This is a genomic window from Mycolicibacter sp. MU0083, assembly GCF_963378075.1.
Taxonomy (GTDB): domain Bacteria; phylum Actinomycetota; class Actinomycetes; order Mycobacteriales; family Mycobacteriaceae; genus Mycobacterium; species Mycobacterium kokjensenii.
This window is the reverse complement of record NZ_OY726394.1, coordinates 312,027-337,266: the sequence shown is the minus strand read 5'-3', so window position 1 is coordinate 337,266 and position 25,240 is coordinate 312,027. Positions and strand designations below refer to the sequence as shown.

Genomic DNA, 25,240 nt, shown 5'->3' with positions numbered 1-25,240 from the left:
GCGGTTACCGAACTGCTCCGGGTGTACCACAGCCGCGGCGGCGGCTCCTGATTTACTGATAGCTAACACGAACCCGCTGAACCTGAGCGAATCACACGGACGGGTCCGACCACCACCGCCTGCCCGAACGGGGATCAGATTGACGCTGGAGCAGCTCTACCTGGCCCTGCTGATCGGGGGCCTGGTTCTGCTCGCGAGCATCATCGCCACCCGCGCGGCCGATCGGGTCGGATTGCCCAGCCTGCTGCTGTTCCTGCTCGTCGGGGTCGCGATCGGCAACGACGGGCTGGGCCTGGACTTCTCCGACGTGCAGTTGGCCAGCGATCTGGGCACCACCGCCCTGGCGGTGATCCTGGTCGAGGGCGGTCTGACCACGAAGTTCGCCAACATCCGTCGACTGCTCGCGCCGGCAGCGGTGTTGGCCACCGTCGGCGTGGTGGTCAGCATGGCGGTGATCGCGGTGGCCGCGCACCTGCTGCTGGGGATCAGCTGGCAGTTGGCGTTCCTGCTGGGTGCGATCGTCTCGCCCACCGATGCCGCGGCGGTGTTCTCGATTCTGCGGGTGCTGCCGCTGCCCCGGCGGGTGGCCGGCCTGCTGGAGGCGGAGTCCGGCTTCAACGACGCCCCCGCGGCGATCGTGGTGCTGATGCTCAGCACCACCCCACTGGCGATCGACCCGGTCCACGCGATCGGCAGCGTGGTCTACGAGTTGGTGGGCGGCTCGGCGATCGGTCTGCTCGCCGGGGTGTTCGGGGCGATGATGCTGCGTCGGGCGGCACTGCCGGCATCGGGCCTCTACCCGCTGGCGACCTTCGGCCTGGCGATGGTGGCGTTCGCCGCCGCGTCCTCGCTGCACGCCAGCGGATTCATCGCCGCCTACCTGTCCGGGGTGGTGCTGGCGAACTCCGGGCTGCCGCACCGGGCGGCCATCCGGTCGTTTGCCGAGGGGCTGGGCTGGCTGGCGCAGATCGGCCTGTTCGTGTTGCTCGGCCTGTTGGTGAGCCCGAGCCAGCTGGCGGGGGAACTGGTTCCGGCACTGGTCATCGGCGCGGTGCTGCTGCTGCTGAGCCGTCCGCTGTCGGTGGTCGCCTCGCTGGTCTGGTTCCGGGTGCCCTGGCGGGAACAGGTCTTCCTGTCCTGGGCCGGCCTGCGCGGCGCGGTCCCCATCGTGCTGGCGACCTTCCCGATCGTCGAGCATGTGCCGCAGTCCGAGCGCCTGCTCAACATCGTGTTCATCCTGGTGGTGGTCTACACCGTGGTGCAGGGCCCCAGCCTGGGCCTGTTCGCGCACTGGCTGCGGCTGATTCCGCGCGACACCACCCGTGAGATCCAGGTGGAGGCGGCACCGCTGGACGTCCTGGAGGCCGAACTGCTCACCATGACGGTGCAGCCCGAGTCGAAGCTGCACAACGTCTCGGTGCTCGAACTGCGACTGCCCGACCCCAGCGTCATCACCTTGATCATCCGCAAGGGGCACACCTTTGTGCCGCAGCCCGATACCCGCATCACCGCCGGCGACGAACTGCTGATCGTCACCACCAGCAAGACCCGGCTGGCGGCCGAACGCCGACTGCGGGCGGTCAGCCGGCGCGGCAAGCTGGCGCACTGGTTCGACGAGTACGGCGAGTCGGAGTAACCCTCCCCGTTGACTCTGCGACCAGGGCGGGAAAGTGCGAGTAGGCCGCGCCCTGAGTTCAGAGTCAACGCAGGGTAATGAGCGGGATGGCGGTCTCGACCGGTGTCAGCCCGCCGTGGAAGCCCACCAGCTGCGCCGTCTGCGGCGGCTCGTGGGCGGTCGCCAGGATCGCGGTATCCCCGGTGCAGGTGACCACGACGTCGCCGATGCGCGCCAGGTGGTCGTCGCGCATCGGCCCGAATACCCCGGAGGCCACCGCTTGCTCACGGCTCTGCACCAGCGCCCGCCCGGCCAGCCGTTCGGTCCAGGCAGCCAGCACATCGGCGGTGGCACCGGGTTCGGTGTGCAGATAGCGGACCCGCGGCTCGCCGGCGACGACCCGGATGCCGGCCGCCAGCACCGGGTCGGCGTCCAGATCGATACGCGCGGACTCCGGTACGTTCAACCCGCCGTGGTCGGCGGTGACCAGGAGCACCGCGTCATCGGGCAGTGCGTCGACGAGCTGCCGCAGCAGCGCATCGACTTTGGTGGCCGCCGCATGCCAATGCTCGGAACCGATCCCCGAGACGTGCGCGGCATGGTCCAGTGCCGCGGTGTAGCCGTAGACCAGGCCGGGCGATGCCAACTCGGCGGCCAACCGCTGCCCGTAGTCCTCACCGCGGGCCACCGACAGGAATTCGGCCCCCCGATAAGCGGATTCGGTCAATCCGCTGCCGATGAACAGCTCCGGCAGCACCGCCCGGGAGTCCACTCCGGCGGCGCGCAGTCGCTGGAACCAGGTGGGGACCGGCTGCCAGGCCGTCGGCGCGGGGTCGTCTCCCCAGAAGATGTGCGTCAGCACCCGATCGGTGCCGGGCACGTTGACGGTGAAGCCGAGAACACCGTGCTCCCCCGGCGCCGCACCGGTGCCCAGGGAGACCAGGCTGGTCGGCGTGGTGGAGGGGAAGGTGCAGGACAGCTCGGCCAATTCGCCGGTGTCACCGGCCAGTACCGATGCCAGCAGCGGTGCATCCTGAGTCAACTCCGGCAACAGGTGATAGCCCAGCCCGTCTAGCAAGACCACCGCCACCCGTGGTACCTCGCCGATGCGGTCACGCAGACCGAGCGGGTCGGCGGCACCCGGAAACCCGAGCAGCGCGGCCGCGGACGGCAGGATGTCACTGATCGAACCGGGCATCGCTTCAGCCTGCCAGCAGGCCCGGCGACGACGCTATCCGGCGCCTACGCCGTCGGCCTTCGGCAGGTCCGCCGCGGGCTTGGTAGCTGCGGCGTTCGCCTTCTTGGCGTTGTTGGCGGGAGACCCCGAACCACCGCCGTTGCCACCGCCACCGCTGCCGCCGCCACCGGGCATCTTGGGGAAGTTGGAGGTGCCGTTGGAGTTCTCGGAGTTCCCGTCGTGGCGCGGCGATCCCGACGGGGCCCCGGTGTTGTCCGCGGGCGGGGTGGCCTCGCCGTCGGAGTCGGAACCGGTGTGATCGCCCGGTCCGGGATCGGCCGCTGATCCCGCATCCGGTTCTCCGGGGGCGTCGTGGAACAGCTGGTCGAGTTGCGCCAGCGGATCCTGCAGCACCTGCGAGACGTCGAAACCGCCCGGGTCCAGCGGAAGGTCGCCCGGGTCGACGTCGACGCCGCCGGCCGCACCGAAGACGATGTCGAACAGGTCGTCGAAGTCGGCGTTCGCGGCGGGCGCGGACAGCAGGCAGCAGCTCAGCGCCAGAACCGCTGCAGCCACGCCCCTACCCGAACCGCCACGACGGCGACCACTCATCTGCCGAGTCCTTCCACGCTGATCACGCCGAACGACGCTCCGCTCGGCAGAGCACGAACGTAGCCGAATTCCGCCCGATCGGACGACCCGGAAAAGGCCGAAACGGCAATGTTCAAAATCCGTTCATCTGCCGTCCTCCAGCCGGACCCCGGCCGTCGATATTCCGACGTTTCCCCAGGTAGCGCAGATAATTGAGACGGGCGTCACAATGGATCGGGTTAAAAATCACGGCGAATAATTTAATTGCATCCTTAAAACTCCTCGCCGCCGACGATTTCCGCCGAATAACCGCCGGCGTCGACATAAAAAATCAGGCCGAGTAATAGGCGTTGCCAGCACTCGGCTCTGCCGGCGGCACCGACGGAACCCCGGGCGCACCCGCCAACTGACCGGTTCCGGGCCGCCGTCCGGGTGGCAGGATGAACGGATGGCAACCGGCAGCACCGCGTCCTTCGACCCGATCGATCCGCTGAGCCTGGACACCCTGCTCTCCGACGACGAAATCGCACTGCGCGACACCGTCGCTCGGTTCTGTGCCGAGCACGTACAACCGCACCTCGGCGAATGGTTCGAGATCGGCGACCTGCCGGCCCGCGAACTGGCCCGGGAGTTCGGCCGGCTCGGCCTGCTGGGCATGCACCTGCAGGGGTACGGCTGCAGCGGTGCGTCGGCGGTGCACTACGGGCTGGCCTGTACCGAGCTGGAGGCCGCCGACTCCGGCATCCGCTCGCTGGTGAGCGTGCAGGGTTCACTGGCGATGTATTCGATCTACAACAACGGGTCCGAGGAACAGAAGCAGCAGTGGCTGCCGGGGATGGCCGCCGGTGAGCTGATCGGCTGCTTCGGGCTGACCGAGCCCGATGTGGGCTCCGACCCTGCGGCCATGACCACCCGGGCCCGCCGCGACGGATCCGACTGGATTCTCAATGGCCGCAAGATGTGGATCACCAACGGCTCCATCGCCGATGTGGCGGTGGTGTGGGCAGCCACCGATGAGGGCATCCGCGGGTTCATCGTGCCCACCGGCACCCCCGGCTTCACCGCGAACACGATTCACCACAAGCTGTCACTGCGCGCCTCGATCACCAGCGAACTGGTGCTCGACGATGTGCGACTGCCCGCCGAGGCGCTGCTGCCGAAGGCCCGCGGCGTCAAGGGCGCACTGGCCAGCCTGTCCGAGGCGCGTTACGGAATCATCTGGGGCGCAATGGGTGCGGCGCGGTCGGCGTGGCTGGCCGCCCGCGACTACGCCACCGCGCGCACCCAGTTCGGCAAGCCGATCGCCGGGTTCCAGCTCACCCAGGCCAAGCTGGTCGACATGGCCGTCGAACTGCACAAGGGACAGTTGCTCTCGCTGCATCTGGGCCGGCTCAAGGACACCGCCGGGTTACGTCCCGAGCAGGTCAGCTTCGGTAAGCTCAACAACACCCGCAGCGCCCTGGAGATCTGCCGAACGGCGCGAACCATCCTGGGCGGCAACGGGATATCGCTGGAATATCCGGTGATCCGGCACATGGTCAACCTGGAGTCGGTGCTGACCTACGAGGGCACCCCCGAGATGCACCAGTTGGTGCTCGGTCAGGCGTTCACCGGCATCGGCGCATTCCGCTGAGTTCAGGCGCAGCAGTTGGGATCCAGGGCCGCACACAAGGCCTGCAGCGCCTCCGGGCGCACCCGGTGGAACATGGTCGTCCCGCGCCGCTCCGATACCACCAGCCCCGCCTTACGCAGTTGGGTCAGATGGTGACTCACCGTCGATTCGCTCAGCTGCAGCACCGCGGCCAAATCCCCCGAGATCTCCCCACCTGTACTCGAGCTGAACAGGTAGGACACGATCTTGACCCGCGCCGGATCCGCTAACGCTTTGAGCCGCAGGGCAACCGCCAACGCATCGGCATCGCTCATCGGCCCCGATGCCACCGGCGCACAGCACACCGGGGCGGTCATGTCGATCACCGGCAACGCCTTGGGCATCACCCCATCCTGCCACAAAACATTGACATATATCGAAATCAAGGTGCATGCTTGCGTCGTCCAAATAGTTCGATATATGTCGCACCCCCCGGGGGATTGTCATGTCACGCATCCAACTCGCACTCAACGTCGACGACCTCGACGCCGCGATCGCGTTCTACTCCACCCTCTTCGACACCGCACCCGACAAAACCAAACCGGGTTACGCCAACTTTGCGATCGTCGACCCGCCACTGAAGCTGGTGCTGTTCGAAAACCCCGGAGCCGGCGGCTCTCTCAACCACCTCGGCATCGAGGTTCCCGCCACCGAGGCCGTGACGGCCGAATCCGAGCGCCTCACCGGAGCCGGAATGCCCACCGAAGCCGAGTTCGACACCACCTGCTGCTTCGCCGAGCAGGACAAGATCTGGGTCCGCGGCCCCGACGGGGAACGCTGGGAGATCTACACCAAGCTCGCCGACACCGATACCTTCGGCTCCGATGACTGACACCACATCCGCCACTCCGCGCTTGTCCACCCTCGACCGGCTGCTGCCGCTCTGGATCGGGCTGGCCATGGTCGCCGGCCTGGCGCTGGGCCGCGTCGCCCCGGGCCTGGGCTCCGGCCTCGGCGCGGTGCAGATCGACGGGATCTCGCTGCCGATCGCCGTCGGGCTGCTGGTGATGATGTATCCGGTGCTGGCGAAGGTCCGCTACGACCGGCTGGACACCGTCACCGGCGACCGCCGGCTGTTGCTGTCCTCGTTGCTGCTGAACTGGATCCTGGGCCCGGCGCTGATGTTCGCGCTGGCCTGGCTGTCGCTGGCCGATCTGCCCGAATACCGCACCGGGCTGATCGTGGTCGGGTTGGCCCGCTGCATCGCGATGGTGATCATCTGGAACGACCTGGCCTGCGGCGACCGCGAGGCCGCCGCCGTGCTGGTGGCGCTGAACTCGCTCTTCCAGATCGTCATGTTCGCCGCATTGGGCTGGTTCTACCTGTCGGTGCTGCCCGGGTGGCTCGGCCTGGCGCAGACCAGCATCGAGGTCTCACCCGGGCAGATCGCCAAATCCGTGCTGATCTTCCTCGGCATCCCGCTGGCCGCCGGGTACGCCAGTCGCCGTCTCGGCGAGCAGACCCGCGGTCGGGACTGGTACGAGACCCGGTTCCTGCCGCGGATCGGCCCCTGGGCGTTGTACGGGCTGCTGTTCACGATCGTGATCCTGTTCGCCCTGCAGGGTGATCGGATCACCCATCAACCCGTCGACGTTGCCCGGATCGCGCTGCCGTTGCTGGCCTACTTCGCGATCATGTGGGGTGGCGGCACCGCCCTCGGCGCCCTGCTCGGGCTGGGATACGCGCGCACCAGCACGCTGGCGTTCACCGCCGCGGGCAACAACTTCGAGCTCGCCATCGCCGTGGCGATCGCCACCTGGGGAGCCACCAGCGGACAGGCCCTGGCCGGCGTGGTCGGCCCGTTGATCGAAGTCCCGGTCCTGGTCGGGCTGGTCTACGCCGCCCTGGCGCTGCGTCCCCGCTTCCGCCGGCCATGACCGTCGCCGGCGCCACGCCCAGTGTGCTGTTCGTCTGCGTGCACAACGCCGGCCGGTCGCAGATGGCCGCCGCGCTGCTGCGCCACTTCGCCGGTGACCGCATCGACGTCCGTTCGGCGGGCACCGAACCCGCCGCGGAGATCAATCCCGCGGCCGTCGCCGTGATGGCCGAACTCGGCATCGACATCACCGAACAGACCCCGAAGGTGCTCACCGCCGGTACCGTCGCGCGCAGCGACGTCGTCATCACCATGGGCTGCGGCGACACCTGCCCGCACTTCCCGGGTGTGAGTTACCGCGACTGGCCCCTCGACGATCCCGCGGGCCGGCCCCCGGACATCGTGCGCGCCGTGCGTGACGAGATCGCCGAACGTGTCCGCGCGCTCATCGCCGAACTGGCGCCCGGTCTCCCCGGAAAACCGACCCCGCCGACGTCGGGACATTTAACACATGGAATGGTTGTAGAAATGACGGATAACGAGGTTCTCGGACAGCGGGCAGCAGCTTTCCTGGCGATGCACCAACCGGGCAATCCGGTGGTCGCGCCGACCGTGTGGGACGTCTGGTCGGCGAAACTGGCCGTCGACGTCGGATTCGCCGCACTGACGGTCGGCAGTAAACCCGTCGCACTGTCGATGGGCCGTAACGACGGTGAGGGGATGTCGTTCACCGAGACGCTGGAACGGACCCGGCTGATCACCGCGGCCGTCGACGTCCCGGTCTCCCTCGACATCGAATCCGGCTACGCCCAATCCCCGACCACCCTGGTCGAGGCGCTGCTCAACGCCGGCGTGGTCGGCTGCAACATCGAAGACACGGTGCACAGCGAGGACAAGCGCCTGCGTTCGCAATCCGAGCACGCCGACTACGTGGCCGCACTGCGGGCCGCCGCCGATTCCGCGGGCACCCACCTGGTGATCAACGCCCGCACCGACCTGTTCATGCGTAACGACGGCGACGACTCCGACCGGATCGACCGCGCCATCGCACGGTTGACCGCGTGCGCGCAGGCCGGTGCCGACGTGCTCTATCCGGTCGGTTTCCACGACGCGGAGACCCTGCGGACCCTTGCCGCGGCGCTGCCCAAGCCGGTCAACGCGCTGGCGGCGCCCGACACCGCGGACCCGGCCTCCTACGGCCCGCTCGGTATCGCACGGATCAGCTTCGGGCCGCTGTTGCAGGCCGCGCTGGGTAAGCACGCCGCCGAGATCCTGGGCCGCTGGCGCTGATCCGTCGCCCCGGACCATCGACAGGCAAACTTGACGCCTGTTAAGTTCGTCGGCGTGGACAACATTCGCGGCAAAACCATCGCTATCACCGGCGCCGCCCGTGGAATCGGGCTGGCGACCGCCACCGCACTGCTGGCGCGGGGCGCCCGGGTCGTGATCGGCGACCGGGAGGTCCATGTTCTCGACGCGGCGGTCAAGCAGTTGTCGTCGCGCGGTCAGGTCAGCGGTCATCCGCTCGACGTCACCGACCGCGAATCGTTCGCGACGTTCCTGGACAAGGCCCGCGCCGACGGCGACGGCCACATCGACGTGCTGATCAACAATGCCGGTGTCATGCCGGTCGGGCCGTTCCTGGACCAGACGCCGCAGACCATCCGCTCGGCGACCGAGGTCAACTTCTACGGCGTGATCAACGGCTGCCAACTGGTGCTGCCGGAGATGGTCAAACGCCGCAGCGGCCGGATCGTCAACATCGCCTCGATGGCCGGCATCGTGGCGGTACCGGGCCAGGCGCTCTACGCCGGAACCAAGTTCGCCGTGGTGGGCCTGACCACCGCCCTGGCCGACGAGTTCGCCCCGCAGGGCGTCACGATCAGCGGCGTGCTGCCGACGTTCACCAACACCGAACTGATCTCCGGCACCCACCCGTCGGCCGCGCAGAAACCGGTGGAACCCGAAGACGTCGCGGCCGCGGTGGTCAAGGTGCTCGACAAGCCCAAGACCCTGGTGTCGGTACCCGGTTTCGGCCGGCGCAGCGCCATGCTGTTGAGCCTGCTGCCCGACGGCGGCCGGCGTTGGCTCAACAAGAAGACCAGCAACGACACGGTGTTCCTGCAGTTCGACGCCGCGGCCCGCCAGGCCTACGAGGACCGCGCCCAGCACGCCACCGGCGTCGTCGAGGACGACTGAGACCCGGGAACTATCCCAGCGCCTGTTCCAGATCGGCGATCAGGTCGTCGGCGTCCTCCAGTCCGACCGAGATGCGCACCACCCCGTCGCCGAGCCCGATCGCGGCGCGCCCGTCCGGGCCCATCGCCCGGTGGGTGGTGGTCGCCGGATGGGTGATCAACGACTTGGCATCACCGAGGTTGTTGGAGATGTCGATCAGTTGCAGGGCATCCAGTAACTCGAAAGCCCTTTGCTTGGAAGCGCTTCGGGCTGCCTCCAGCTCGAAGGTGATGACGGTGCCGCCGCCGGACATCTGCCGGCGCGCCAGGTCGTATTGCGGATGCGACGGCAGGAACGGGTAACGGACCCACCGCACTCCCGGATGCTGCGCCAGGAACTCCGCGATCCGCAGCGCCGCGGCGTTGGCATGGTTGACCCGAACCGACAGTGTCTCAAGACCTTTGAGCAATACCCACGCGTTGAAGGCGCTCAGCGCGGGCCCGGTGTGCCGCATCAGCGTCTGCACCGGACCGTCGATGTAGTCCCGATCGCCCAGGATCGCCCCGCCCAGGACACGGCCCTGCCCATCGATGTGTTTGGTGCCGGAATACACCACCACGTCCACGCCGAGCGGGAACCCCTGCTGCAGTAGCGGCGTCGCGAACACATTGTCCAGCACCACTTTCGCGCCGGCGTCATGGGCCAGCGCGGTGACCGCGGCGATGTCGACCAGCGACTGCATCGGATTCGACGGCGTCTCGAAGAACACCGCGGCGGTGGGGACCGACAGCGCCTGCTCCCACTGGGCCGGGTCGTCGCCGTCGACGAAGACGGTCTGCACACCCCAGCGGGGCAGGATCTCGTTGCAGATCACGAAGCAGGACCCGAACAGGCTGCGCGCGGCCACCAGCCGGTCGCCGGCCTTCAGCAACGCGCCGAGCGCGACGAACACCGCCGCCATCCCGCTCGCGGTCGCGAACGCCGCCGGGGCACCCTCGATCAGCCGCAGCCGCTCCTCGAACATCGCCACCGTCGGATTGCCGTAGCGCGAGTAGACGAACCGGTCGTCCTCGCCGGTGAACGCCCGCTCGGCCGCGGCGGCGGACTCGTAGACGTAACCGGAGTTGAGGAAGACCGCCTCGGCGGTCTCGTCGAACCCCGAGCGCAGCAGTCCGCCGCGCACCCCGAGGGTGGCCGCACCGACACCGTCCGGCAACGGTTTCGGGGTCCGGACCGAGCGGGACGGATCCGGTCGGCTCATGACTGGGTCCACGGCAGGCCGACGGCCCGCCAGCCGCCGCGCCCGCGGTGGGACTGCTCGTCGAGCTGGCCCTCGAAACCGTCGAGGACGTTGTAGGACGGGGTCAACCCGAGGGATTCCCCGGTCTCGGCCGCGGGAATGGAGCGATTTCCGGAGCGGCACAAGAAGATCGCCGGACCCCGGGTCACCCGGGCCGCCAGTTCACGGGCGAAGTCGTGGTTGGGGGTTCCGTCGGAGTGCACCCATTCCACGCAGACCAGGTCACGCCCCAGCCCGGACACGTCCGGCAGGCCGACGAACCGCCATTCGGCGTCGGTGCGCACGTCGATGAGCGTCGCCGCCGGGTTGTCCCGCAAGATCTCCCAGGCCTGTTCCGGTGTGATGTCGCCCGCGTAGCTCACCTGCGGAAGTCTTGCACCTGAACCCGCCGCACGCCATGGGGGGTCACGGCCAGATCCTGCCCAGCGCCGCGGCCACCTGCTCGGCCCGGTCCCGGGCGACGGTCACATCCGGGCCGGTGGCCAGCGCCAGGCCCAACCGCCGGCGGGGATGGCCCTCGTGGCGGCCGAACAGCACCACGTCGCTTTCGGCCACGCCCAGCGCTTCGGCCACGGCGTCGGCACTGTCCGGTTTGGGGTCGGTGGCGCGTGCGCCGGGGCGGGAGTAGATCAGTCGGGCGGCACCGGGCGAGACCATCAGGGGGTCGGTGGCCAGGCCCAGGATCCCGCGCGCCTGCAACTCGAAACCGGAGAGCCGCTGGGTGCGCGTCGTCAACAGGGTGGCGTCGTACGGGCGCACGTCGACCCCGGCGAAATACACCTCGTCGCCGTGCACCAGCAGTTCGACCCCGAACATGCCGCGGCCGCCGAGTGCCCGCGCCACCCGGGCCGCGATCGACCGGGCCGCATCCAGCGCCACCCGACTCATCGGGTGCGGTTGCCAAAACTCCCGGGTCAGTTGGCCATTCGGTCCTTCGATGCTGCGATGCCCGATCGGTGCGCAGAAATCCAGCGCCGGCCCGGCCGGGCCGTCACGGTGGACGGCCAGCAGCGTGACCTCACTGTCGAAGTCCACCACCGTCTCGGCCAGCACCCGGGGCGTGACACCGGCCGCGTTCGACGTCACCGCACGCCGCCAGGCGGGTTCGATGTCGCTGTCGCGGATCATCACCGACCGGCCCTCACCGAGCAGGCCCCGCACCGGTTTGACCGACATCGGATAGCCGCCGTGCTCGGCTACCGAACGGAGTTCCTCGAGCGACCCGGCGAACCAGAACGGCGCGGTGGGCAGACCGAGTTCGTCGGACGCCAGCCGGCGCATCGCTTCGGCATCGGCGGCCAACCGGGCGCCGCGGATTCCGGGTACCACCGTGGTGACCCCGGTTTCGACGGCATCACTGAGGGCATCGGTGGCCACGGTGTCGGAGGCGACCACCACGAACCTCGGTTGCAGCCAGCCGATGGCCGCGGCCAGCTCATCGCGGTCGCTGAGGTCGACCACCGCCGAACGGTCGACGATCCCGTCCAATCCGGTGTCGGCGTAGCGGTCCACGGCGATCACCTCGGCGCCCAGCCGCTGCAGCGCGCCGACCAGCTCCCGACTGAAATCCCCCGAGCCCAGCAGCGCGACCCGCGTGCGGCTGGGTCCGTTGCCGGACAGTTGCTCGGTAACCGACTCCGCCACCTGGCCGTTCACCGCCTCATCCTCCAGCGCCACCGCTATGTTGCATGCTGCTCAAGGATAAAGGCGAAATCTGAACGGAGGTTCAACGACGGTGAGCACCACCCTGCTGGGCCCGCTGGTGGCGGCAGTGCTGATCGCAGCCATCGCCCGGCACCGGAAACTGTCCGCCCCCCTGGTGCTGGTGATCGCCGGCCTGCTGGTGGGGCTGATCCCGGCGGTGCCGGAGATCAGGATGCGCCCGGAACTGGTGCTGTTCGTGATCCTGCCGCCGCTGCTGTGGTCGGCCGGACTGGAGAGCTCGGTGATCAGCCTGCGGCGCAACAAGCGCCCGATCATGCTGTTGGCGGTCGGCCTCCCGCTGGCCACCACGGTCGCGGTCGGCGCGGTCGCCTATTACACGGTGCCGGAACTGACCCTGGCGGCCGCGCTGACGCTCGGGGCGATCGTGGCCCCGCCGGATGCGGTGTCGGCCACCGCGATCGGCCGTCGGGTCGGGTTGCCGCGGCGGATCATGACGCTGCTCAGCGGCGAGAGCCTGCTCAACGACGCCACCGCGCTGACGGTGTACAAGGTGTCGTTGGCGGCGGCGATCGGCGTGGCGACCGGCTGGGGCATGGGCCTGGTGACCTTCGTACTGGCCGCAGTCGGCGGGGTGGCGGTGGGGGTGGCGTTCGGGGCCGTCATCGTCACCATCCGGGCCCGGTTGACCGATCCGGTGGTGGAGAGTGCGGTCGGCCTGCTGGCGCCGTTCGTGATCTACCTGGTGGCCGAGGAGGTCCACGGCTCCGGGGTGCTCGCGGTGGTGGTGGCCGCCCTGATCCTGGGGCAGCGCTTCACCCGCGCGCACTACGCCACCCGGATGCAGGACCAAGCGGTCTGGCGCGCGGTGCAGTTGGTGCTGGAATCGCTGGCGTTCCTGCTGATCGGGTTGCAACTGCCGGCGGTGGTGACGAACCTGCACGGGGTGCGCTTCGCCACGCTGGCCGTCGCATCGCTGGCGGTGTTCGCGACGCTGCTCGCGGTGCGCGGGGTGTGGGTGGCGACGTTCGCCTTCGCGCCGCGGCTGCTGTCGGCGAAGATCCGCCGGACCGAGCCCGCGCCCACGCCCGCGCAGGTGTTCGTGCTGGCCTGGGCCGGGATGCGCGGGGTGGTGTCGCTGGCGGCGGCATTCGCGGTGCCGCTGACGACGCTGTCGGGGGAACCGTTCCCGGGCCGCCCGCAGCTGGTCTTCCTGACCTTCGTGGTGGTGGTCGGCACGCTGCTGCTGCACGGGTTGACCCTGCCGTGGCTGATCCGCCGGTTGGGCCTGCCCACCGACCAGGACCGCACCGACGCGATCGCCGCGACATCCGCGCAGGACAAGGCGGCGCTGGCCGCCGCCGAGCGACTCGACGAGGTGCTGGCCGCCACCGAGCCGTCCCCGGCCAGCGAGCGCGCCGCCGAGGCACTGCGCAGCTGGAACACCCGGCGGCGCAACGCGGCCCGGGAACGGCTGCGCCGCTTGGATCCCGACGCCGAAGCCGACAGCGACGAGACCGCCGCCGCCGCGTTTCGCCGGCTGCGCCTGGAGACGCTGGCCGCCGAACGCGCGGCGCTGATCGCCGAGCGCGATCACGGCCGCATCGACGATCAGGTGCTGCGCCGCTTGCTGCACGGGCTGGATCTGGAAGAGGCGTCGCTGAACCTGGACTGAGGCCCGGTTCCCACCGCGAGGCCGCGCCTACAGTGGGTGCCATGAGCGTGCTGGATTCACCGAAGACCTACACCGGCCTGGCCGCCTTCCAGGCCGTCGACGCGGTGCTGTGTGCCATCCCGGTGCCCTACATCGCCAAGGCTCTCGACACCGTCGAGTGCCCGCAACGGGTTCGGCCGGTGCTGCCGGCCGTCAAGGCGGCGTCGGCCGTCGGCCTGTTGTCGGCGCACCGGTTCCCGGGCTTGGCCCGGCTGACCACCGCGGCGCTGACGCTGTATTTCGTACTGGCCGTCGGCGCGCACATCCGGGTCCGGGACAGCATCGCCAACAGTGCACCGGCCGCGGCGTTCCTGGCGTTGTTCGCGGCGCTGACGCTACGGGGACCGCGCCGGTACGGAGCCGATTAGGACTTGCGGCTCAGGGCTGGCCCGGCAGCAGGCGCACCATCAGCCCCTGCGCCTCGGCCAGCAGGGTGCCCTCGGTGTCGGTGAGCTCGGCGCCGATGAACGCCTTGCGGCCCTCGGACTTCTCGATCCGGGCGTTGACCACCAGCGGGGTGTTGATCGGGGTGACGTTGCGGTAGTCCACGTGCAGGAACGCGGTCCGGCTGATCGGGCGGTTGGCGGCGTGCACCACCATCCCGAACATCCAGTCGAACAGCAGCGGCAGCACCCCGCCGTGCACCGCGGAGTTGCCGCCGACGTGGAACCGGCTGAACGATCCGGTCATGGTCACGCCGTCGGGTTCGAACCGGGTGATCTGCCACGGCGGCAGCATCAGGCTGCCCATGCCCGGCAGCGACGGCGCCCGGCCGGCCGGGGCGACGCCCTCGGGGGCCTGATCGTTCTCCAGCAGCGCCACCAGTTGTTCGGCGCGGTCGGCGGCGGTCTCCCAGGTGTCGTCGGCGGGGTCGCTGGACACCGACAGGTCCAGCACCCGCCGCATGGTGGTGACGAACCGGGCGAATCCGGGGCTGGGTTCCACGACCGCGTAGTCGGGGAACCCGCCGTGACTGGCGTAGTCGGGGTCCAGGGCTGATTCGTCGGCGGGCGTCTGCTCGCTCACGCGGGGTTCCCGACGACGTCACGGCGCACGATGGTCTGCTCCCGGCCGGGGCCGACGCCGATGCAGGAGATCTGCGCGCCGGCGATCTCCTCCACCCGGGAGACGTAGTCCCGCGCGTTGGCGGGCAGCTCCTCGAACGTGCGGGCACCTGAGATGTCCTCCCACCAGCCCGGCAGTTCTTCGTAGACCGGTTCGGCGCGCGCGAACTCCTCCTGCGTCATCGGCAGTTCGTCGGTGCGTTTGCCGTCGATGCGGTAGCCGACGCAGACCGGCACGGTCTCCAGGCTGGAGAGCACGTCGAGTTTGGTCAGGAAGTAGTCGGTGATGCCGTTGACCCGGGTGGCGTAGCGGGCGATCACCGCGTCGAACCAGCCGCAGCGGCGCTGCCGGCCGGTGGTCACCCCGACCTCGCCGCCGGCCTTGGACAGGTACTCGCCGCTGGCGTCGAACAACTCGGTGGGGAACGGGCCCGAGCCGACCCGGGTGGTGTAGGCCTTGAGGATGCCCAGCACGGTGGTGATGCGGGTCGGGCCCACACCGGAGCCCACCGCGGCACCGCCGGCGGTCGGGTTGGACGACGTCACATACGGGTAGGTGCCGTGGTCGACGTCGAGCAGAGTGCCCTGGGAGCCTTCCAGCAGCACGTTCTCGCCGCGGTCCAGTGCGCCGCCCAGCAGCAGCGCGGTGTCGGCGATGCGGTGCTTGAAGCCCTCGGCCTGCTCGAGCAGGTCCTCGAGGACCTGCTGCGGTTCCAGGGCCTTGCGGTTGTAGATCTTGACCAGCACCTGGTTCTTGAACTCCAGGGCGGCCTCGATCTTGTTCGCCAGCGACTCCTCGTCGAGCACGTCGGCGACCCGGATGCCGATCCGGGCGATCTTGTCCTGGTAGCAGGGCCCGATGCCGCGACCGGTGGTGCCGATCTTCTTGGAGCCCATGTAGCGCTCGGTCACCTTGTCGATGGCCACGTGGTACGGCATCAACAGGTGGGCGTCGGCGGAGATCAGCAGCCGCGAGGTGTCCACGTCCCGGCGTTCCAGCCCGTCCAGCTCGGTGAGCAGCACACCCGGATCGACCACCACACCGTTGCCGATGACGTTGGTGACGTGTGGCGACAGCACCCCGGACGGGATCAGGTGCAACGCGAAGTTCTCCCCGGTGGGGAGAACGACCGTGTGGCCGGCATTGTTGCCGCCCTGGTAGCGCACCACCCACTGAACTCGTTCGCCGAGTAGGTCGGTGGCTTTCCCTTTGCCCTCGTCACCCCATTGGGCGCCGATGACGACGATTGCCGGCATGGATTTCTCGCTAACTGTCTTGGCTTACTGTGGTCCAGCCGGGGAATGAGCCTATCCGAAGCGATTCACAAGGAGCGTGTTGAACGCCACTAACGGCCCGGAGAGCCGCTGATGCCCGCTGAGACACCCCCGGAAACCGTCGTGCTGCTGTGCGCCGGGCGGACCCTGCCCCGCGCCCTGCGGGACCTGCCATCGGTGCAGGTCACAGCCGATAGGGGCACCGCTGACATCGACGCCGCCCTGGACCGCTACGGCCGGGTGCTGGTGGTGGGAGCCGACCCGGATCTGGCGCAGGTGCTGACCCGGATGCTGCGCGCCGACCGCCTCGACGTCGAGGTGGGCTACGTGCCGTCGCGGCGTACCCCGGCCACCCGCGCCTACGGGCTGCCGGCCGGCCGGCGCGCGGCGCGGCGGGCCCGCCGGGGTGCTGCCGGCCCGGTACCGCTGATCCGCGACGACGCCGGCACCGCGCTGGTGGGGGTGGGCCGGTGGCTGCCGGTGGACGGTACGGCGCTGCTGCGCGGCGAGGGAGTCGTCGACGACGACACCGTGTTCGACGGCGACGTGGCCGAAGTGCTGATCGAGCCGATCGGGGTGCCGCCGGGGTTGCGCGCCGGGGTTCCGCGGAGGTGCGGCCGGGTACGACGCTGGGTGACGGGCCGGGCGGCGCAACTGGGCACGACGGGTGCACTGGTGGTGCGCGACGGGAGATTCGGCACCCGGACGGTGAAGCGCTCCACGTTCTATCGCCACATCGAGGACTGGCTGCTGGTCCGATAGGTTCGTCGGGTGAACGTGCACCCCCTGCGGGGCCAAGCGGTCCGGCCCAGCCCGGTCTTTCTGGCGTTGGTCGCGGTGACCGCACTCGGCGGCGTGCTGGCCTGGTCGGCAGGCACCGCGATCCGTCCGCTGGCCTACGCCGGGGTGTTCGTGTTCGTGATCGCCGGCTGGCTCGTCTCGCTGTGCCTGCACGAGTTCGGGCACGCCTACACCGCCTGGCGCTTCGGCGACCGCGGCGTCGCGATGCGCGGCTACCTGACCCTCAACCCGCTGCGCTACACCCACCCGGGGCTGTCTCTGCTGCTGCCACTGCTGTTCATCGCGCTCGGCGGTATCGGGCTGCCCGGCGGGGCGGTGTTCGTGCAGACGTCGTCGATGCCCCCGCGCCGGCGCACCCTGGTCAGCCTGGCGGGCCCGGCGGCCAACCTGGTGTTGGCGATCGTGCTGCTCGGGGGCGCCTGGGCGCTGCACGACCCGCGGCATCCGGTGTTCTGGTCGGCGGTGGCGTTTCTGGGCTTCCTGCAGATCACCGCGCTGGTGCTGAACCTGCTGCCGGTGCCGGGGCTGGACGGTTTCGGGGCGCTGGAGCCGCATCTGAGCCCGGCCACCCGACGCGCGGTGGCGCCGTTCCAGCCCTACGGACTGCTCGTGCTGATGGCCCTGCTGATCGCGTCGCCGGCGGTGAACCAGAAGTTCTTCGGGCTGGTGCTGTGGGTCTTCGATCTGTTCGGCGTGCCGCGTGAGCTGGTGGCGGTGGGTCTGCACCTGACCCAGTTCTGGAGCTCTTGGTTCTGACCCGGCACCGGTGCCGGCGACCTATATTCACCTTCCATGGGCGCCGGTCACCAACACCGTCATACCGACAGCCGGCTGTCCCGCATGGTGGTCGCCGCCGCGATCCTGACCACGTTCTTCGGCATCGAACTCGCCACCGCCATCGCCATCAACTCGATCGCCCTGCTGGCCGACGCCGGGCATCTGCTCACCGACCTGGCCGCGCTGTTCATGGGGGTGACGGCGGTGGTGCTGACCCGACGCGGCAGCACGTCGCCGTCGCGGACCTACGGCTGGCACCGCGCCGAGGTGTTCACCGCGGTCGCCAACGCGGTGTTGCTGATCGGCGTCGCGACGTTCATCGCGACCGAGGCGATCCGCCGCATCGGCACCGCACCGGATGTGCCCGGCATGCCGCTGATCGTCGTCGCATTGGCGGGGGTGGCGGTCAACGCCGTGGTCATCGGGCTGCTGCGGTCGCACTCGGAGCACAGCCTGGCGGTGCGCGGCGCCTACCTGGAGGTGGTCGCCGACACCGTCGGCAACGTCGCGGTGCTGATCGCGGGCATCGTCACGGTCACCACCGACTGGCCCTACGCCGACGTGGTGGTCGCGGTCTTCGTCGCCCTGTGGGTACTGCCCCGGGCGTTCGCCCTGGCCCGCGACGCCCTGCGCATCCTGTCCGAGGCGTCACCGAGCCATATCGACGTCGATGAACTGCGTGCGGCGTTGGCGGCCGTCGACGGCGTCACCGACGTACACGACCTGCATGTCTGGACTCTGGTGCCCGGCCAGGACATGGCCACCGCCCACCTGGGTACCGACGCCGACGCCGGCCGGGTGCTGAGCGCCGCGCGGGCCGTGCTGGCGGCCCGCGGCCTGACCCACGCCACCGTGCAGGTGGAACCCGCCGGGCAGGGCGGTGGTTGTCCACTCGAACGCTGAGGCCCTACCCGGCACGCGCTGACGGGAACCGCCAGGTTCGGTCAGTAAGCTGCCCATTAGCGTCAGCCGATCCAACCAGCCGGAGGAATAGCCGCTCATGACGAACCCACCGGAACCTGACAGCACCGAGCCGACCGAAGAAGACACCTCGACCACCGCGATTTCCGACGCCGCCGAGACGGCCGACACCGAAGCGGTCACCGAGGTGATCACCACCGACGTCCCCGCCGACGAACCCGGCGCCGACGGGTCCCCGGAACGCCGGTTCACCGCGCCGGGATTCGACGCCGGTCAGACGGTGGTCATCCCGACGGTGGGCGACCAGAACACCGAACTGATCACCACGTCGGGCGACGACTCGGGAAAGGCGATCCCACAACAGATTCCGGCCCGCAGCGGCGGCCCGGCGCCGATCCGGGAGTCCCGCCGCTGGGGTTGGGTGATGGCGATCGTCCTGATCGTCCTGGCACTGGCGACCATCGCGGTGCTGGCCACCTTGTGGCTGACCCGCGATACCCGGGAGGCCGCCTCCCAGGAGGAGCACGTCCGCGACACCATCGCGAACTTCGACCTCGCCACCCAGAAGGGTGACCTGGCCACGTTGCGCAGCCTCACCTGCGGGGACTTCCGCGACCGCTACGTCAACTACGACCAGAAGGTCTGGGACGACACCTACCGACGGATCTCGGAGGCCAAGCAGTATCCGGTGGTCGCCAGCATCGACGAGGTCGTGGTCAACGACGGCCACGCCGAGGCCAACGTCACCGCGTTCATGGCCTACGAACCGCGGGTCCGCTCGACCCGCAGCATCGACCTGCAGTTCCGCGACAACCAGTGGAAGATCTGCCAGTCCCACGGCGGCTGAAACGCGGACAGCCCCCGCGATGCGAGGGCTGTCCGTCGGTGGTTTCGGTCAGAGCGCCAGGCTCTTGCCCGCACTGTGCAGGTCGTTGCACGCCTCGATGACCCGCTCGGTCATCGACGCCTCGGCCTTCTTGAGGTAGCTGCGCGGGTCGTAGGTCTTCTTGTTGCCGACCTCGCCGTCGACCTTGAGCACGCCGTCGTAGTTGCTGAACATGTGGCCGGCGACCGGGCGGGTGAACGCGTACTGGGTGTCGGTGTCGACGTTCATCTTCACCACCCCGTAGCGCAGCGCCTCCTCGATCTCGGACTTCAGCGAGCCCGAGCCGCCGTGGAAGACGAAGTCGAACGGCTTGGAACCCTCGGCCAGGCCCAGCTTGGCCGACGCGACCTTCTGTCCCTCGGCCAGGATGTCGGGGCGCAGCACCACGTTGCCCGGCTTGTAGACGCCGTGCACGTTGCCGAAGGTGGCGGCCAGCAGGTACTGGCCCTTGTCCCCGGCACCCAGGGCGGCGACGGTCTTCTCGAAGTCTTCCGGGGTGGTGTAGAGCTTCTCGTTGATCTCGGCTTCCACGCCGTCCTCTTCACCGCCGACGACGCCGATCTCCACCTCGAGGATGATCTTGGCGGCCACCGAGGCGGCCAGCAGCTCCTGGGCGATCGACAGGTTCTCGTCGATCGGCACCGCCGAGCCGTCCCACATGTGCGACTGGAACAGCGGGTTCTGGCCGGCCTTGACCCGGTCCGCGGAGATCGCCAGCAGCGGGCGCACGAAGCCGTCCAGTTTGTCCTTGGGGCAGTGGTCGGTGTGCAGCGCGACGTTGATCGAGTACTTGGCGGCGATCACGTGGGCGAACTCGGCCAGCGCCACCGCACCGGTGACCATGTCCTTGACACCCAGGCCGGAGCCGAATTCCGCGCCGCCGGTGGAGAACTGGATGATGCCGTCACTGCCGGCGTCGGCGAAACCCTTGATCGCGGCGTTGATGGTCTCCGACGACGTGCAGTTGATCGCCGGGAATGCGTAGGAGTTCTCCTTGGCGCGGCCCAGCATCTCGGCGTAGACCTCGGGGGTGGCGATGGGCATGGAACTCTCTCCTCCTGGGTGCAGACTGTGTCCTCCCAGTATCCCCAACGGTTATTTGCCCACGACACCGGTATGTTGGGGCCTCATGAGCATGACGGTGGCGGCGATGCCCCACATCTTGGACCCGATGTACTGGATCGGGCAGGGCGGCGTATTCGAGCACGCGGTACTGCCGGCCATTCTGGTGATCGTCTTCATCGAAACGGGTCTGCTGTTTCCGCTGCTGCCCGGGGAATCCCTGTTGGTCACCGGCGGGCTGCTGGCCGCCGCCGGCAACCCCGACATCTGGGTGCTGGCGCCGGCGGTGGCCGTGGTGGCGGTGCTGGGCGACCAGACCGGCTACTTCATCGGCCGCCGGCTGGGGCCGGCGCTGTTCAAGAAGGAAGACTCCCGCTTCTTCAAGAAGCACTATGTGACCGATTCGCACGCGTTCTTCGAGAAGTACGGGCCGGCGGCGATCATCCTGGCCCGCTTCGTGCCGTTCGCGCGGACCTTCGTCCCGGCGATCGCCGGGGTCTCCTACATGCGCTACCCGGTCTACCTGGCGTTCGACATCGTCGGCGGCATCCTGTGGGGTGCCGGGATGACGTTGACGGGGTATCTGCTGGGCACCAAGGTGCCCGGTATCACCGACCACCTGGAACTGATCATCCTCGGGATTCTGTTCGTGTCGCTGCTGCCGGCGTTCTACTCGGCGGGCAAGGCCTTCCTGGCGCGTCGCCGCACTCCCCCGGCCGACGTCGACGCGGCACTCACGGCGCAGAACTCCGAGTAGACCCCGCCGGAGAGCGCAGTCTCAACGGGGCGCAGAGATCAGCAGGCGGTCTGGGCGGCGGCGACGGCGTGCGCGGCCTCCATCAGCATCCATCCGCTCAACTGCACCGACAGGTCGCGTTCGGGGATCTCCGATTCGCTGACCGCGCCACCGATGAACTGCGCCGTACCGCTGTCGGCGTGCGGCAGTTGCGCGGTCTGATCCCAGTTCGGCCCGAACAGCGGTAGGCCGTCGACCGACTGCCGGTAGTCCCACGCGGACTTCGCCGACGTCAACACCAGCTTGGCCGCGGTCTCGCGGGCCTGCACGTCGGCGGTGGACTCCCCGGGCAGGTCGGTGGCGACCAGCGCCAGGTAGCGGGCGGTGATCCCGGCGAACAGCCCGCCATCCCCGCCGCCGGCGCCCTTGAGCACCCCGCCGGGGGCCATCTGCTCGGCCACCGCGGCCACCAGCCGGTGTACCCGGTGGGCGTGACGCGGGCGGTCCTGCACGCCGGTGCGTGCCGCCAGTTCGGTCTCCAGTCCCAGCACCACGCCCTGGCAGTAGGTGTATTCGGCGCGCACCAGCGAACCGCCGCGGATGCCGTCGAACACCAGGTGGGTCTCCGGGTCGATCAGCGTGTCGTCGATCCAGTCGCCCATCGCCTGGGCGCGCGGCAGCCAGGCGGGTTCGCGGGCCAGGAAGATCCCGGCCGGGCCGTTGGCGGGGGCGTTGAAGAAGGGCTCGGTGAACTGTTCGTCTTTGCGCCAGGGGATGCCGCCGCCGGCCTCGTGCATCCAGGAGTCGGTGAGCTGGGCGGTCAGGGTTCTCAGGGCGCGGTGCCGGTCGATCCCGGTGACCCGGCAGGCGCGCTGGATCCCCAACGCCAGCCAGGCCATGTCGTCGTAGTAGGCGTTGGTCCAGCGGCCGACGTTGCGGAGCCGGTGGGTGCGGATCTGCCGTTTGATGCGGGTCGCCCGTTCGGGTTGCGGGTCCCGCAGTTGGGCGTCGACCAGGCAGTCCAGCAGGTGCGCCTGCCACCAGTAGTGCCAGTGCGGGGCACGCCGGATCGGCGGCCAGGCCACCACGCCCAGCTGGGTGCCCGGCAGGTGCCACAGCGGCTTGAGGTGCCTGGCGGTGACGGCGGCCTCGGCACTTTCGGCTCGGTTTGCCCAGAGGAGGTCCATACCGTCCGATCCTGCCGCATCGGGCCGCGGCATCCCACGACTACCGCGAAGCCGACCGGCGCCGGTGCCGCATCAGGTAGGCCAGCGCCACGGCTGCCGCGGCGAACCCGGACAGCGCCCCGACACCCAGCGCCCACCGCGGGCTCAGCGCGTCGGCGATCCAGCCGACCAGCGGCGCCCCGATCGGCGTGGTGCCCACCACCAGCGCCAGCCGCAACGCCATCACCCGGCCGCGCATCACCGGTTCGGTGGTCAGCTGCATCAGGCTGCTGGTCGCATTGGTGAAGGTCAGGGTGGCCACCCCGATCACCACCAGGCCGGCGCCGAACACCCAGGTGTTGGGGGCCAGCGCGGCCACCACGAAACCGGCGCCCAGCCCGGCGGCGCTGATCGGCAGCAACCGCAGGCTCGGCCGCTCCCATCCCGCGGCCAGCAGCGCCCCGGTCAGCGTCCCGACCGCCATCACCGAGGACAGCACCCCGTACTGGTCGGACCCGCCGTGAAAGACCGAGACCGACATGGTGGAGATGAAGATCGGGAAGTTGAGCCCGAAGGTGCCGATCAGCAGCACCATCCAGAGCATGACCATCAGGTCGGGTCGGCCCCGCACGTAGCGCAGTCCCTCGGCCAGGTTGCCGCGGGCCGGGCCGGCGCGGGCGTTGGGATGCAGCTGCGCCACCCGCAGAAACCCGAGCGAGGCCAGCACCGCGGCGAAGGATGCCGCGTTGATCAGGAACGCCCACCCCGTTCCGACCGCCGCGATCAGCACGCCGGCGACGGCCGGGCCGATCATCCTCGCGGCGTTCATCGATGCGGAGTTCAGCGCCACCGCATTGGACAGGTCGTCGTCGCCGACCAGATCGGAGACGAACGTCTGGCGGGCGGGCATGTCCACGGCACTGACACAGCCGGACAGCAACGCCAGCAGGTAGACGTGCCACAGCTGCACGTGTCCGCTCACCGTCAACAACCCGAGGATCAGTGCCAGCACGCCCGAGGCCGCCTGGGTGACCATCAGCAGCCGGCGCCGGTCGAAACGGTCTGCGGCGTAGCCGGTCCAGGGCAACAGCAGGAGCTGGGGACCGAACTGCAGTCCCATGACGACGCCGACGGCGGTCCCGCTGTGTTCGGTGAGGTCGGTCAGCACCAGCCAGTCCTGGGCGGTGCGCTGCATCCAGACGCCGACGCTGGAGACCAGCGCCCCGAACCACCAGAGCCGGAAGTTGTAGACCCTCAGCGAGCGGAACGTACTGCCGGCCACGGCCCGGTCACCACGCGTCCCGCAGGTCCGCGTGCCGAGTGATCCAGGCGTGCATGACGATTCCGGCGGCCACCCCGACGTTGATGCTGCGGGTGGAACCGAACTGGGCGATGGACACCGTCAGGTCGGCTCCGGCGCGGGCCTGTTCGCTGATGCCCAGGCCTTCACTGCCCAGCACCAGCAGGCAGTCGGCCGGCAACGCGGTCTCCTCGAGCCGGGACGCGCCGGCCACGTTGTCCACCGCGACCACCGTCAACCCGTGCTGCGCGGCGAATTCCAGGAGTTCCGTGGCGGTTTCGTGATGCACCAGGTGCTGGTAGCGGTCGGTGACCATGGCGCCGCGCCGGTTCCAGCGCCGCCGCCCCACGATGTGCACGGTGTGTACGGCGAACGCGTTGGCGGTGCGCACCACCGAGCCGATGTTGGCGTCGTGCCCGAAGTTCTCGATCGCGATGTGCAACCGGTGCCGCCGGCGGTCGATGTCGGCGACGATCGCCTCGCGGGTCCAGTACCGGTAGGCGTCGACGACGTTGCGGGCGTCGCCGTCGCGCAGCAGGTCCGGGTCGTAGCGGGGATCGGTCGGCGGTTCGCCCGGCCACGGCCCGACGCCGTTGGCCGGCGGGAACCACTCGGTGGGGCCGGCAGCGTCGGGGGGCGCGTTCACGAGGTGGTCCACACCGCGGCATGGGTGCCCACCACCGACACCGAGGCGTAGAGCAGCGCGGCGTTGATCTCGCCGTGCGTACACAGCGAGGTCGGGATGTGCACGGCGTTCAGCGACGCCTCCGGCAGGATCAGCACCGAGGATCCGAACGCCTGGCAGTCCGCCCCCAGTCCGGGCATCGGCGTCGCGGGCCCGGCGATCAGCATGAGCGGCCCGCCGCGGGCTTCGGCGTCGTCGCGGTACTGCGCGGCGACGGCGTCGGCGGCCAGGCTCAGCACCATGTAGCCGGTCCCGGTGAAGGCCTTCGGGTCGCCGAGCGCGGCCGGGGCCATCGGTACGCCGTCGGCCCGGTAGGCCGCCACGCCCTGGGTGGTGAGCAGCAGGCCGGTGTCGCCGGGGTTGACCGGTGCCACACCCACCGGGAACGCCGCCGCGTAGGCCACCGTGGTGTCCTTGATCCGGTCGGCGGGCGAGTAGAGGTAGATGCCGCGCACCGCGCTGCGTTCCTTGAGCGGGCCGATGCACACGGTCCCGGCCAGCCGGTCGGGTTCGGTGGCCGACAGCGGCCGTGGCACCAACTCCCCCAACCGTTTACAGCTGCCCAGGCCGGTGGCCTCCACCGGTCGTGCGGGGGTGCCGTAGACCCCGAATCGCAGATCACCGGCGGCGGCGTGCGGGGCCACGCCATCGGCGGGGTCGGAAACCTGGGCCTGGACGTCGATCAGGATGTGGTCGACTTCCCAGCGCAGGTTGGACAGCGTGATCTCCCAGCCCAGTACGGACTGCGCCGAATCCATCGGGGCGCTCTGGGCACCGTACGGGCCGGTGGGTCGAGAAGAACCCGAGCAGCCCGCGACACAGGCCAATATCAGCGCCGCGAGTACTGCGATCAGTCTCCGCAC

The 25,240-nt window shown here is 69.5% G+C and carries 26 protein-coding genes and 1 pseudogene; 14 read left to right on the top strand and 13 right to left on the bottom strand.

Annotated features, from left to right (window positions below; genetic code table 11):
• Nucleotides 1–139: 139 nt before the first annotated feature.
• Nucleotides 140–1,636 carry a potassium/proton antiporter gene (locus RCP38_RS01610; protein WP_308474967.1) on the top strand — a complete coding sequence of 499 codons (1,497 nt, stop codon included), beginning with the start codon at nucleotides 140–142 and terminating at the stop codon, nucleotides 1,634–1,636.
• A 64-nt stretch (nucleotides 1,637–1,700) separates the two neighbouring features.
• Here RCP38_RS01610 and RCP38_RS01605 read toward each other — a convergent pair whose 3' ends face one another.
• A complete protein-coding gene (locus tag RCP38_RS01605; RefSeq protein ID WP_308474966.1) occupies nucleotides 1,701–2,813 on the bottom strand; it encodes an alkaline phosphatase family protein in 1,113 nt (370 codons plus the stop codon).
• A gap of 33 nt (nucleotides 2,814–2,846) precedes the next feature.
• A complete protein-coding gene (locus RCP38_RS01600) occupies nucleotides 2,847–3,368 on the bottom strand; it encodes a hypothetical protein (protein WP_308474964.1) in 522 nt (173 codons plus the stop codon).
• Between the two features lie 463 nt (nucleotides 3,369–3,831).
• Between RCP38_RS01600 and RCP38_RS01595 the strand changes: the two genes are divergently transcribed.
• Nucleotides 3,832–5,016, top strand: coding sequence for an acyl-CoA dehydrogenase family protein (locus RCP38_RS01595; RefSeq protein WP_308474963.1), 1,185 nt, complete (start codon nucleotides 3,832–3,834; stop codon nucleotides 5,014–5,016).
• A gap of 2 nt (nucleotides 5,017–5,018) precedes the next feature.
• Here RCP38_RS01595 and RCP38_RS01590 read toward each other — a convergent pair whose 3' ends face one another.
• Nucleotides 5,019–5,378 (bottom strand): Rv2640c family ArsR-like transcriptional regulator, encoded by a 360-nt coding sequence (locus tag RCP38_RS01590; protein WP_308474962.1) that lies wholly within the window; start codon nucleotides 5,376–5,378, stop codon nucleotides 5,019–5,021.
• A gap of 101 nt (nucleotides 5,379–5,479) precedes the next feature.
• Between RCP38_RS01590 and RCP38_RS01585 the strand changes: the two genes are divergently transcribed.
• The 5 genes and pseudogenes from RCP38_RS01585 (at nucleotide 5,480) to RCP38_RS01565 (ending at nucleotide 9,049) form a co-directional block, all read left to right on the top strand.
• Nucleotides 5,480–5,866 carry an ArsI/CadI family heavy metal resistance metalloenzyme gene (locus RCP38_RS01585; protein ID WP_308474961.1) on the top strand — a complete coding sequence of 129 codons (387 nt, stop codon included), beginning with the start codon at nucleotides 5,480–5,482 and terminating at the stop codon, nucleotides 5,864–5,866.
• Nucleotides 5,859–6,911, top strand: coding sequence for an ACR3 family arsenite efflux transporter (gene arsB, locus RCP38_RS01580; RefSeq protein ID WP_308474959.1), 1,053 nt, complete (start codon nucleotides 5,859–5,861; stop codon nucleotides 6,909–6,911). Before RCP38_RS01585 ends, arsB begins: the two co-directional genes overlap by 8 nt.
• A pseudogene (locus RCP38_RS01575) lies at nucleotides 6,908–7,285 on the top strand (arsenate reductase ArsC); the annotation flags it as partial. The gene arsB and the pseudogene RCP38_RS01575, both read left to right, overlap by 4 nt.
• Before the next feature lie 93 nt (nucleotides 7,286–7,378).
• On the top strand, nucleotides 7,379–8,140 hold the full coding sequence (locus RCP38_RS01570; protein ID WP_308477466.1) for an isocitrate lyase/PEP mutase family protein: 762 nt from the start codon (nucleotides 7,379–7,381) through the stop codon (nucleotides 8,138–8,140).
• A gap of 54 nt (nucleotides 8,141–8,194) precedes the next feature.
• Complete coding sequence (locus RCP38_RS01565; RefSeq protein WP_308474958.1) at nucleotides 8,195–9,049, top strand: SDR family oxidoreductase; 855 nt, start codon at nucleotides 8,195–8,197, stop codon at nucleotides 9,047–9,049.
• 10 nt (nucleotides 9,050–9,059) lie between these two features.
• Here the strand turns inward: RCP38_RS01565 and RCP38_RS01560 are convergent, their stop codons facing one another.
• The 3 genes from RCP38_RS01560 to purT are packed head-to-tail and all read right to left on the bottom strand — an operon-like array spanning nucleotide 9,060 to nucleotide 11,999.
• Nucleotides 9,060–10,289: an O-succinylhomoserine sulfhydrylase gene (locus RCP38_RS01560; protein WP_308474957.1), complete on the bottom strand. Its 1,230-nt coding sequence runs from the start codon at nucleotides 10,287–10,289 to the stop codon at nucleotides 9,060–9,062.
• A complete protein-coding gene (locus tag RCP38_RS01555) occupies nucleotides 10,286–10,690 on the bottom strand; it encodes a rhodanese-like domain-containing protein (RefSeq protein ID WP_308474955.1) in 405 nt (134 codons plus the stop codon). The genes RCP38_RS01560 and RCP38_RS01555 overlap by 4 nt, the downstream gene beginning before the upstream one ends.
• Before the next feature lie 43 nt (nucleotides 10,691–10,733).
• The gene (purT, locus tag RCP38_RS01550) at nucleotides 10,734–11,999 is read right to left on the bottom strand and encodes a formate-dependent phosphoribosylglycinamide formyltransferase (RefSeq protein WP_373692537.1); all 1,266 of its coding nucleotides are present in this window, start codon (nucleotides 11,997–11,999) and stop codon (nucleotides 10,734–10,736) included.
• A 64-nt stretch (nucleotides 12,000–12,063) separates the two neighbouring features.
• On the opposite strand from purT, the gene RCP38_RS01545 reads away from it, so the two are divergent.
• Together RCP38_RS01545 and RCP38_RS01540 are read left to right on the top strand one after the other, a co-directional pair.
• Nucleotides 12,064–13,665 (top strand): Na+/H+ antiporter, encoded by a 1,602-nt coding sequence (locus RCP38_RS01545; RefSeq protein ID WP_308474952.1) that lies wholly within the window; start codon nucleotides 12,064–12,066, stop codon nucleotides 13,663–13,665.
• Between the two features lie 41 nt (nucleotides 13,666–13,706).
• On the top strand, nucleotides 13,707–14,072 hold the full coding sequence (locus tag RCP38_RS01540; RefSeq protein WP_308474951.1) for a DoxX family protein: 366 nt from the start codon (nucleotides 13,707–13,709) through the stop codon (nucleotides 14,070–14,072).
• A gap of 10 nt (nucleotides 14,073–14,082) precedes the next feature.
• On the opposite strand, the gene RCP38_RS01535 is transcribed toward RCP38_RS01540, so the two are convergent.
• A complete protein-coding gene (locus RCP38_RS01535) occupies nucleotides 14,083–14,730 on the bottom strand; it encodes a PaaI family thioesterase (RefSeq protein WP_308474949.1) in 648 nt (215 codons plus the stop codon).
• Nucleotides 14,727–16,025: an adenylosuccinate synthase gene (locus RCP38_RS01530; RefSeq protein WP_308474947.1), complete on the bottom strand. Its 1,299-nt coding sequence runs from the start codon at nucleotides 16,023–16,025 to the stop codon at nucleotides 14,727–14,729. The genes RCP38_RS01535 and RCP38_RS01530 overlap by 4 nt, the downstream gene beginning before the upstream one ends.
• A 111-nt stretch (nucleotides 16,026–16,136) precedes the next feature.
• Between RCP38_RS01530 and RCP38_RS01525 the strand changes: the two genes are divergently transcribed.
• The 4 genes from RCP38_RS01525 to RCP38_RS01510 all read left to right on the top strand — a co-directional run bounded on the left by RCP38_RS01525 (nucleotide 16,137) and on the right by RCP38_RS01510 (nucleotide 19,389).
• Nucleotides 16,137–16,805 carry a peptidase M50 gene (locus RCP38_RS01525; RefSeq protein WP_308474945.1) on the top strand — a complete coding sequence of 223 codons (669 nt, stop codon included), beginning with the start codon at nucleotides 16,137–16,139 and terminating at the stop codon, nucleotides 16,803–16,805.
• Nucleotides 16,806–16,814: 9 nt separating this feature from the next.
• On the top strand, nucleotides 16,815–17,600 hold the full coding sequence (locus tag RCP38_RS01520) for a site-2 protease family protein (protein WP_308474944.1): 786 nt from the start codon (nucleotides 16,815–16,817) through the stop codon (nucleotides 17,598–17,600).
• A 36-nt stretch (nucleotides 17,601–17,636) separates the two neighbouring features.
• On the top strand, nucleotides 17,637–18,524 hold the full coding sequence (locus RCP38_RS01515) for a cation diffusion facilitator family transporter (protein ID WP_308474942.1): 888 nt from the start codon (nucleotides 17,637–17,639) through the stop codon (nucleotides 18,522–18,524).
• Between the two features lie 97 nt (nucleotides 18,525–18,621).
• Nucleotides 18,622–19,389 carry an Rv0361 family membrane protein gene (locus RCP38_RS01510; RefSeq protein ID WP_308474941.1) on the top strand — a complete coding sequence of 256 codons (768 nt, stop codon included), beginning with the start codon at nucleotides 18,622–18,624 and terminating at the stop codon, nucleotides 19,387–19,389.
• 48 nt (nucleotides 19,390–19,437) lie between these two features.
• Here RCP38_RS01510 and fbaA read toward each other — a convergent pair whose 3' ends face one another.
• On the bottom strand, nucleotides 19,438–20,472 hold the full coding sequence (gene fbaA / locus RCP38_RS01505) for a class II fructose-bisphosphate aldolase (RefSeq protein ID WP_308474940.1): 1,035 nt from the start codon (nucleotides 20,470–20,472) through the stop codon (nucleotides 19,438–19,440).
• An 85-nt stretch (nucleotides 20,473–20,557) separates the two neighbouring features.
• Here fbaA and RCP38_RS01500 point away from each other — a divergent pair, with 85 nt between their 5' ends.
• Complete coding sequence (locus RCP38_RS01500) at nucleotides 20,558–21,247, top strand: DedA family protein (protein WP_308474938.1); 690 nt, start codon at nucleotides 20,558–20,560, stop codon at nucleotides 21,245–21,247.
• A gap of 38 nt (nucleotides 21,248–21,285) precedes the next feature.
• On the opposite strand, the gene RCP38_RS01495 is transcribed toward RCP38_RS01500, so the two are convergent.
• Genes RCP38_RS01495 through RCP38_RS01480 form a run of 4 tightly spaced genes read right to left on the bottom strand, consistent with a single transcriptional unit; the run spans nucleotide 21,286 to nucleotide 25,240 of the window.
• Nucleotides 21,286–22,413 (bottom strand): glycoside hydrolase family 76 protein, encoded by a 1,128-nt coding sequence (locus tag RCP38_RS01495; protein ID WP_308474937.1) that lies wholly within the window; start codon nucleotides 22,411–22,413, stop codon nucleotides 21,286–21,288.
• A gap of 40 nt (nucleotides 22,414–22,453) precedes the next feature.
• Nucleotides 22,454–23,674 carry an MFS transporter gene (locus RCP38_RS01490; protein WP_308474936.1) on the bottom strand — a complete coding sequence of 407 codons (1,221 nt, stop codon included), beginning with the start codon at nucleotides 23,672–23,674 and terminating at the stop codon, nucleotides 22,454–22,456.
• 7 nt (nucleotides 23,675–23,681) lie between these two features.
• Nucleotides 23,682–24,338: a TrmH family RNA methyltransferase gene (locus RCP38_RS01485; protein WP_308474935.1), complete on the bottom strand. Its 657-nt coding sequence runs from the start codon at nucleotides 24,336–24,338 to the stop codon at nucleotides 23,682–23,684.
• Nucleotides 24,335–25,240 (bottom strand): hypothetical protein, encoded by a 906-nt coding sequence (locus RCP38_RS01480; RefSeq protein ID WP_308474934.1) that lies wholly within the window; start codon nucleotides 25,238–25,240, stop codon nucleotides 24,335–24,337. Before RCP38_RS01480 ends, RCP38_RS01485 begins: the two co-directional genes overlap by 4 nt.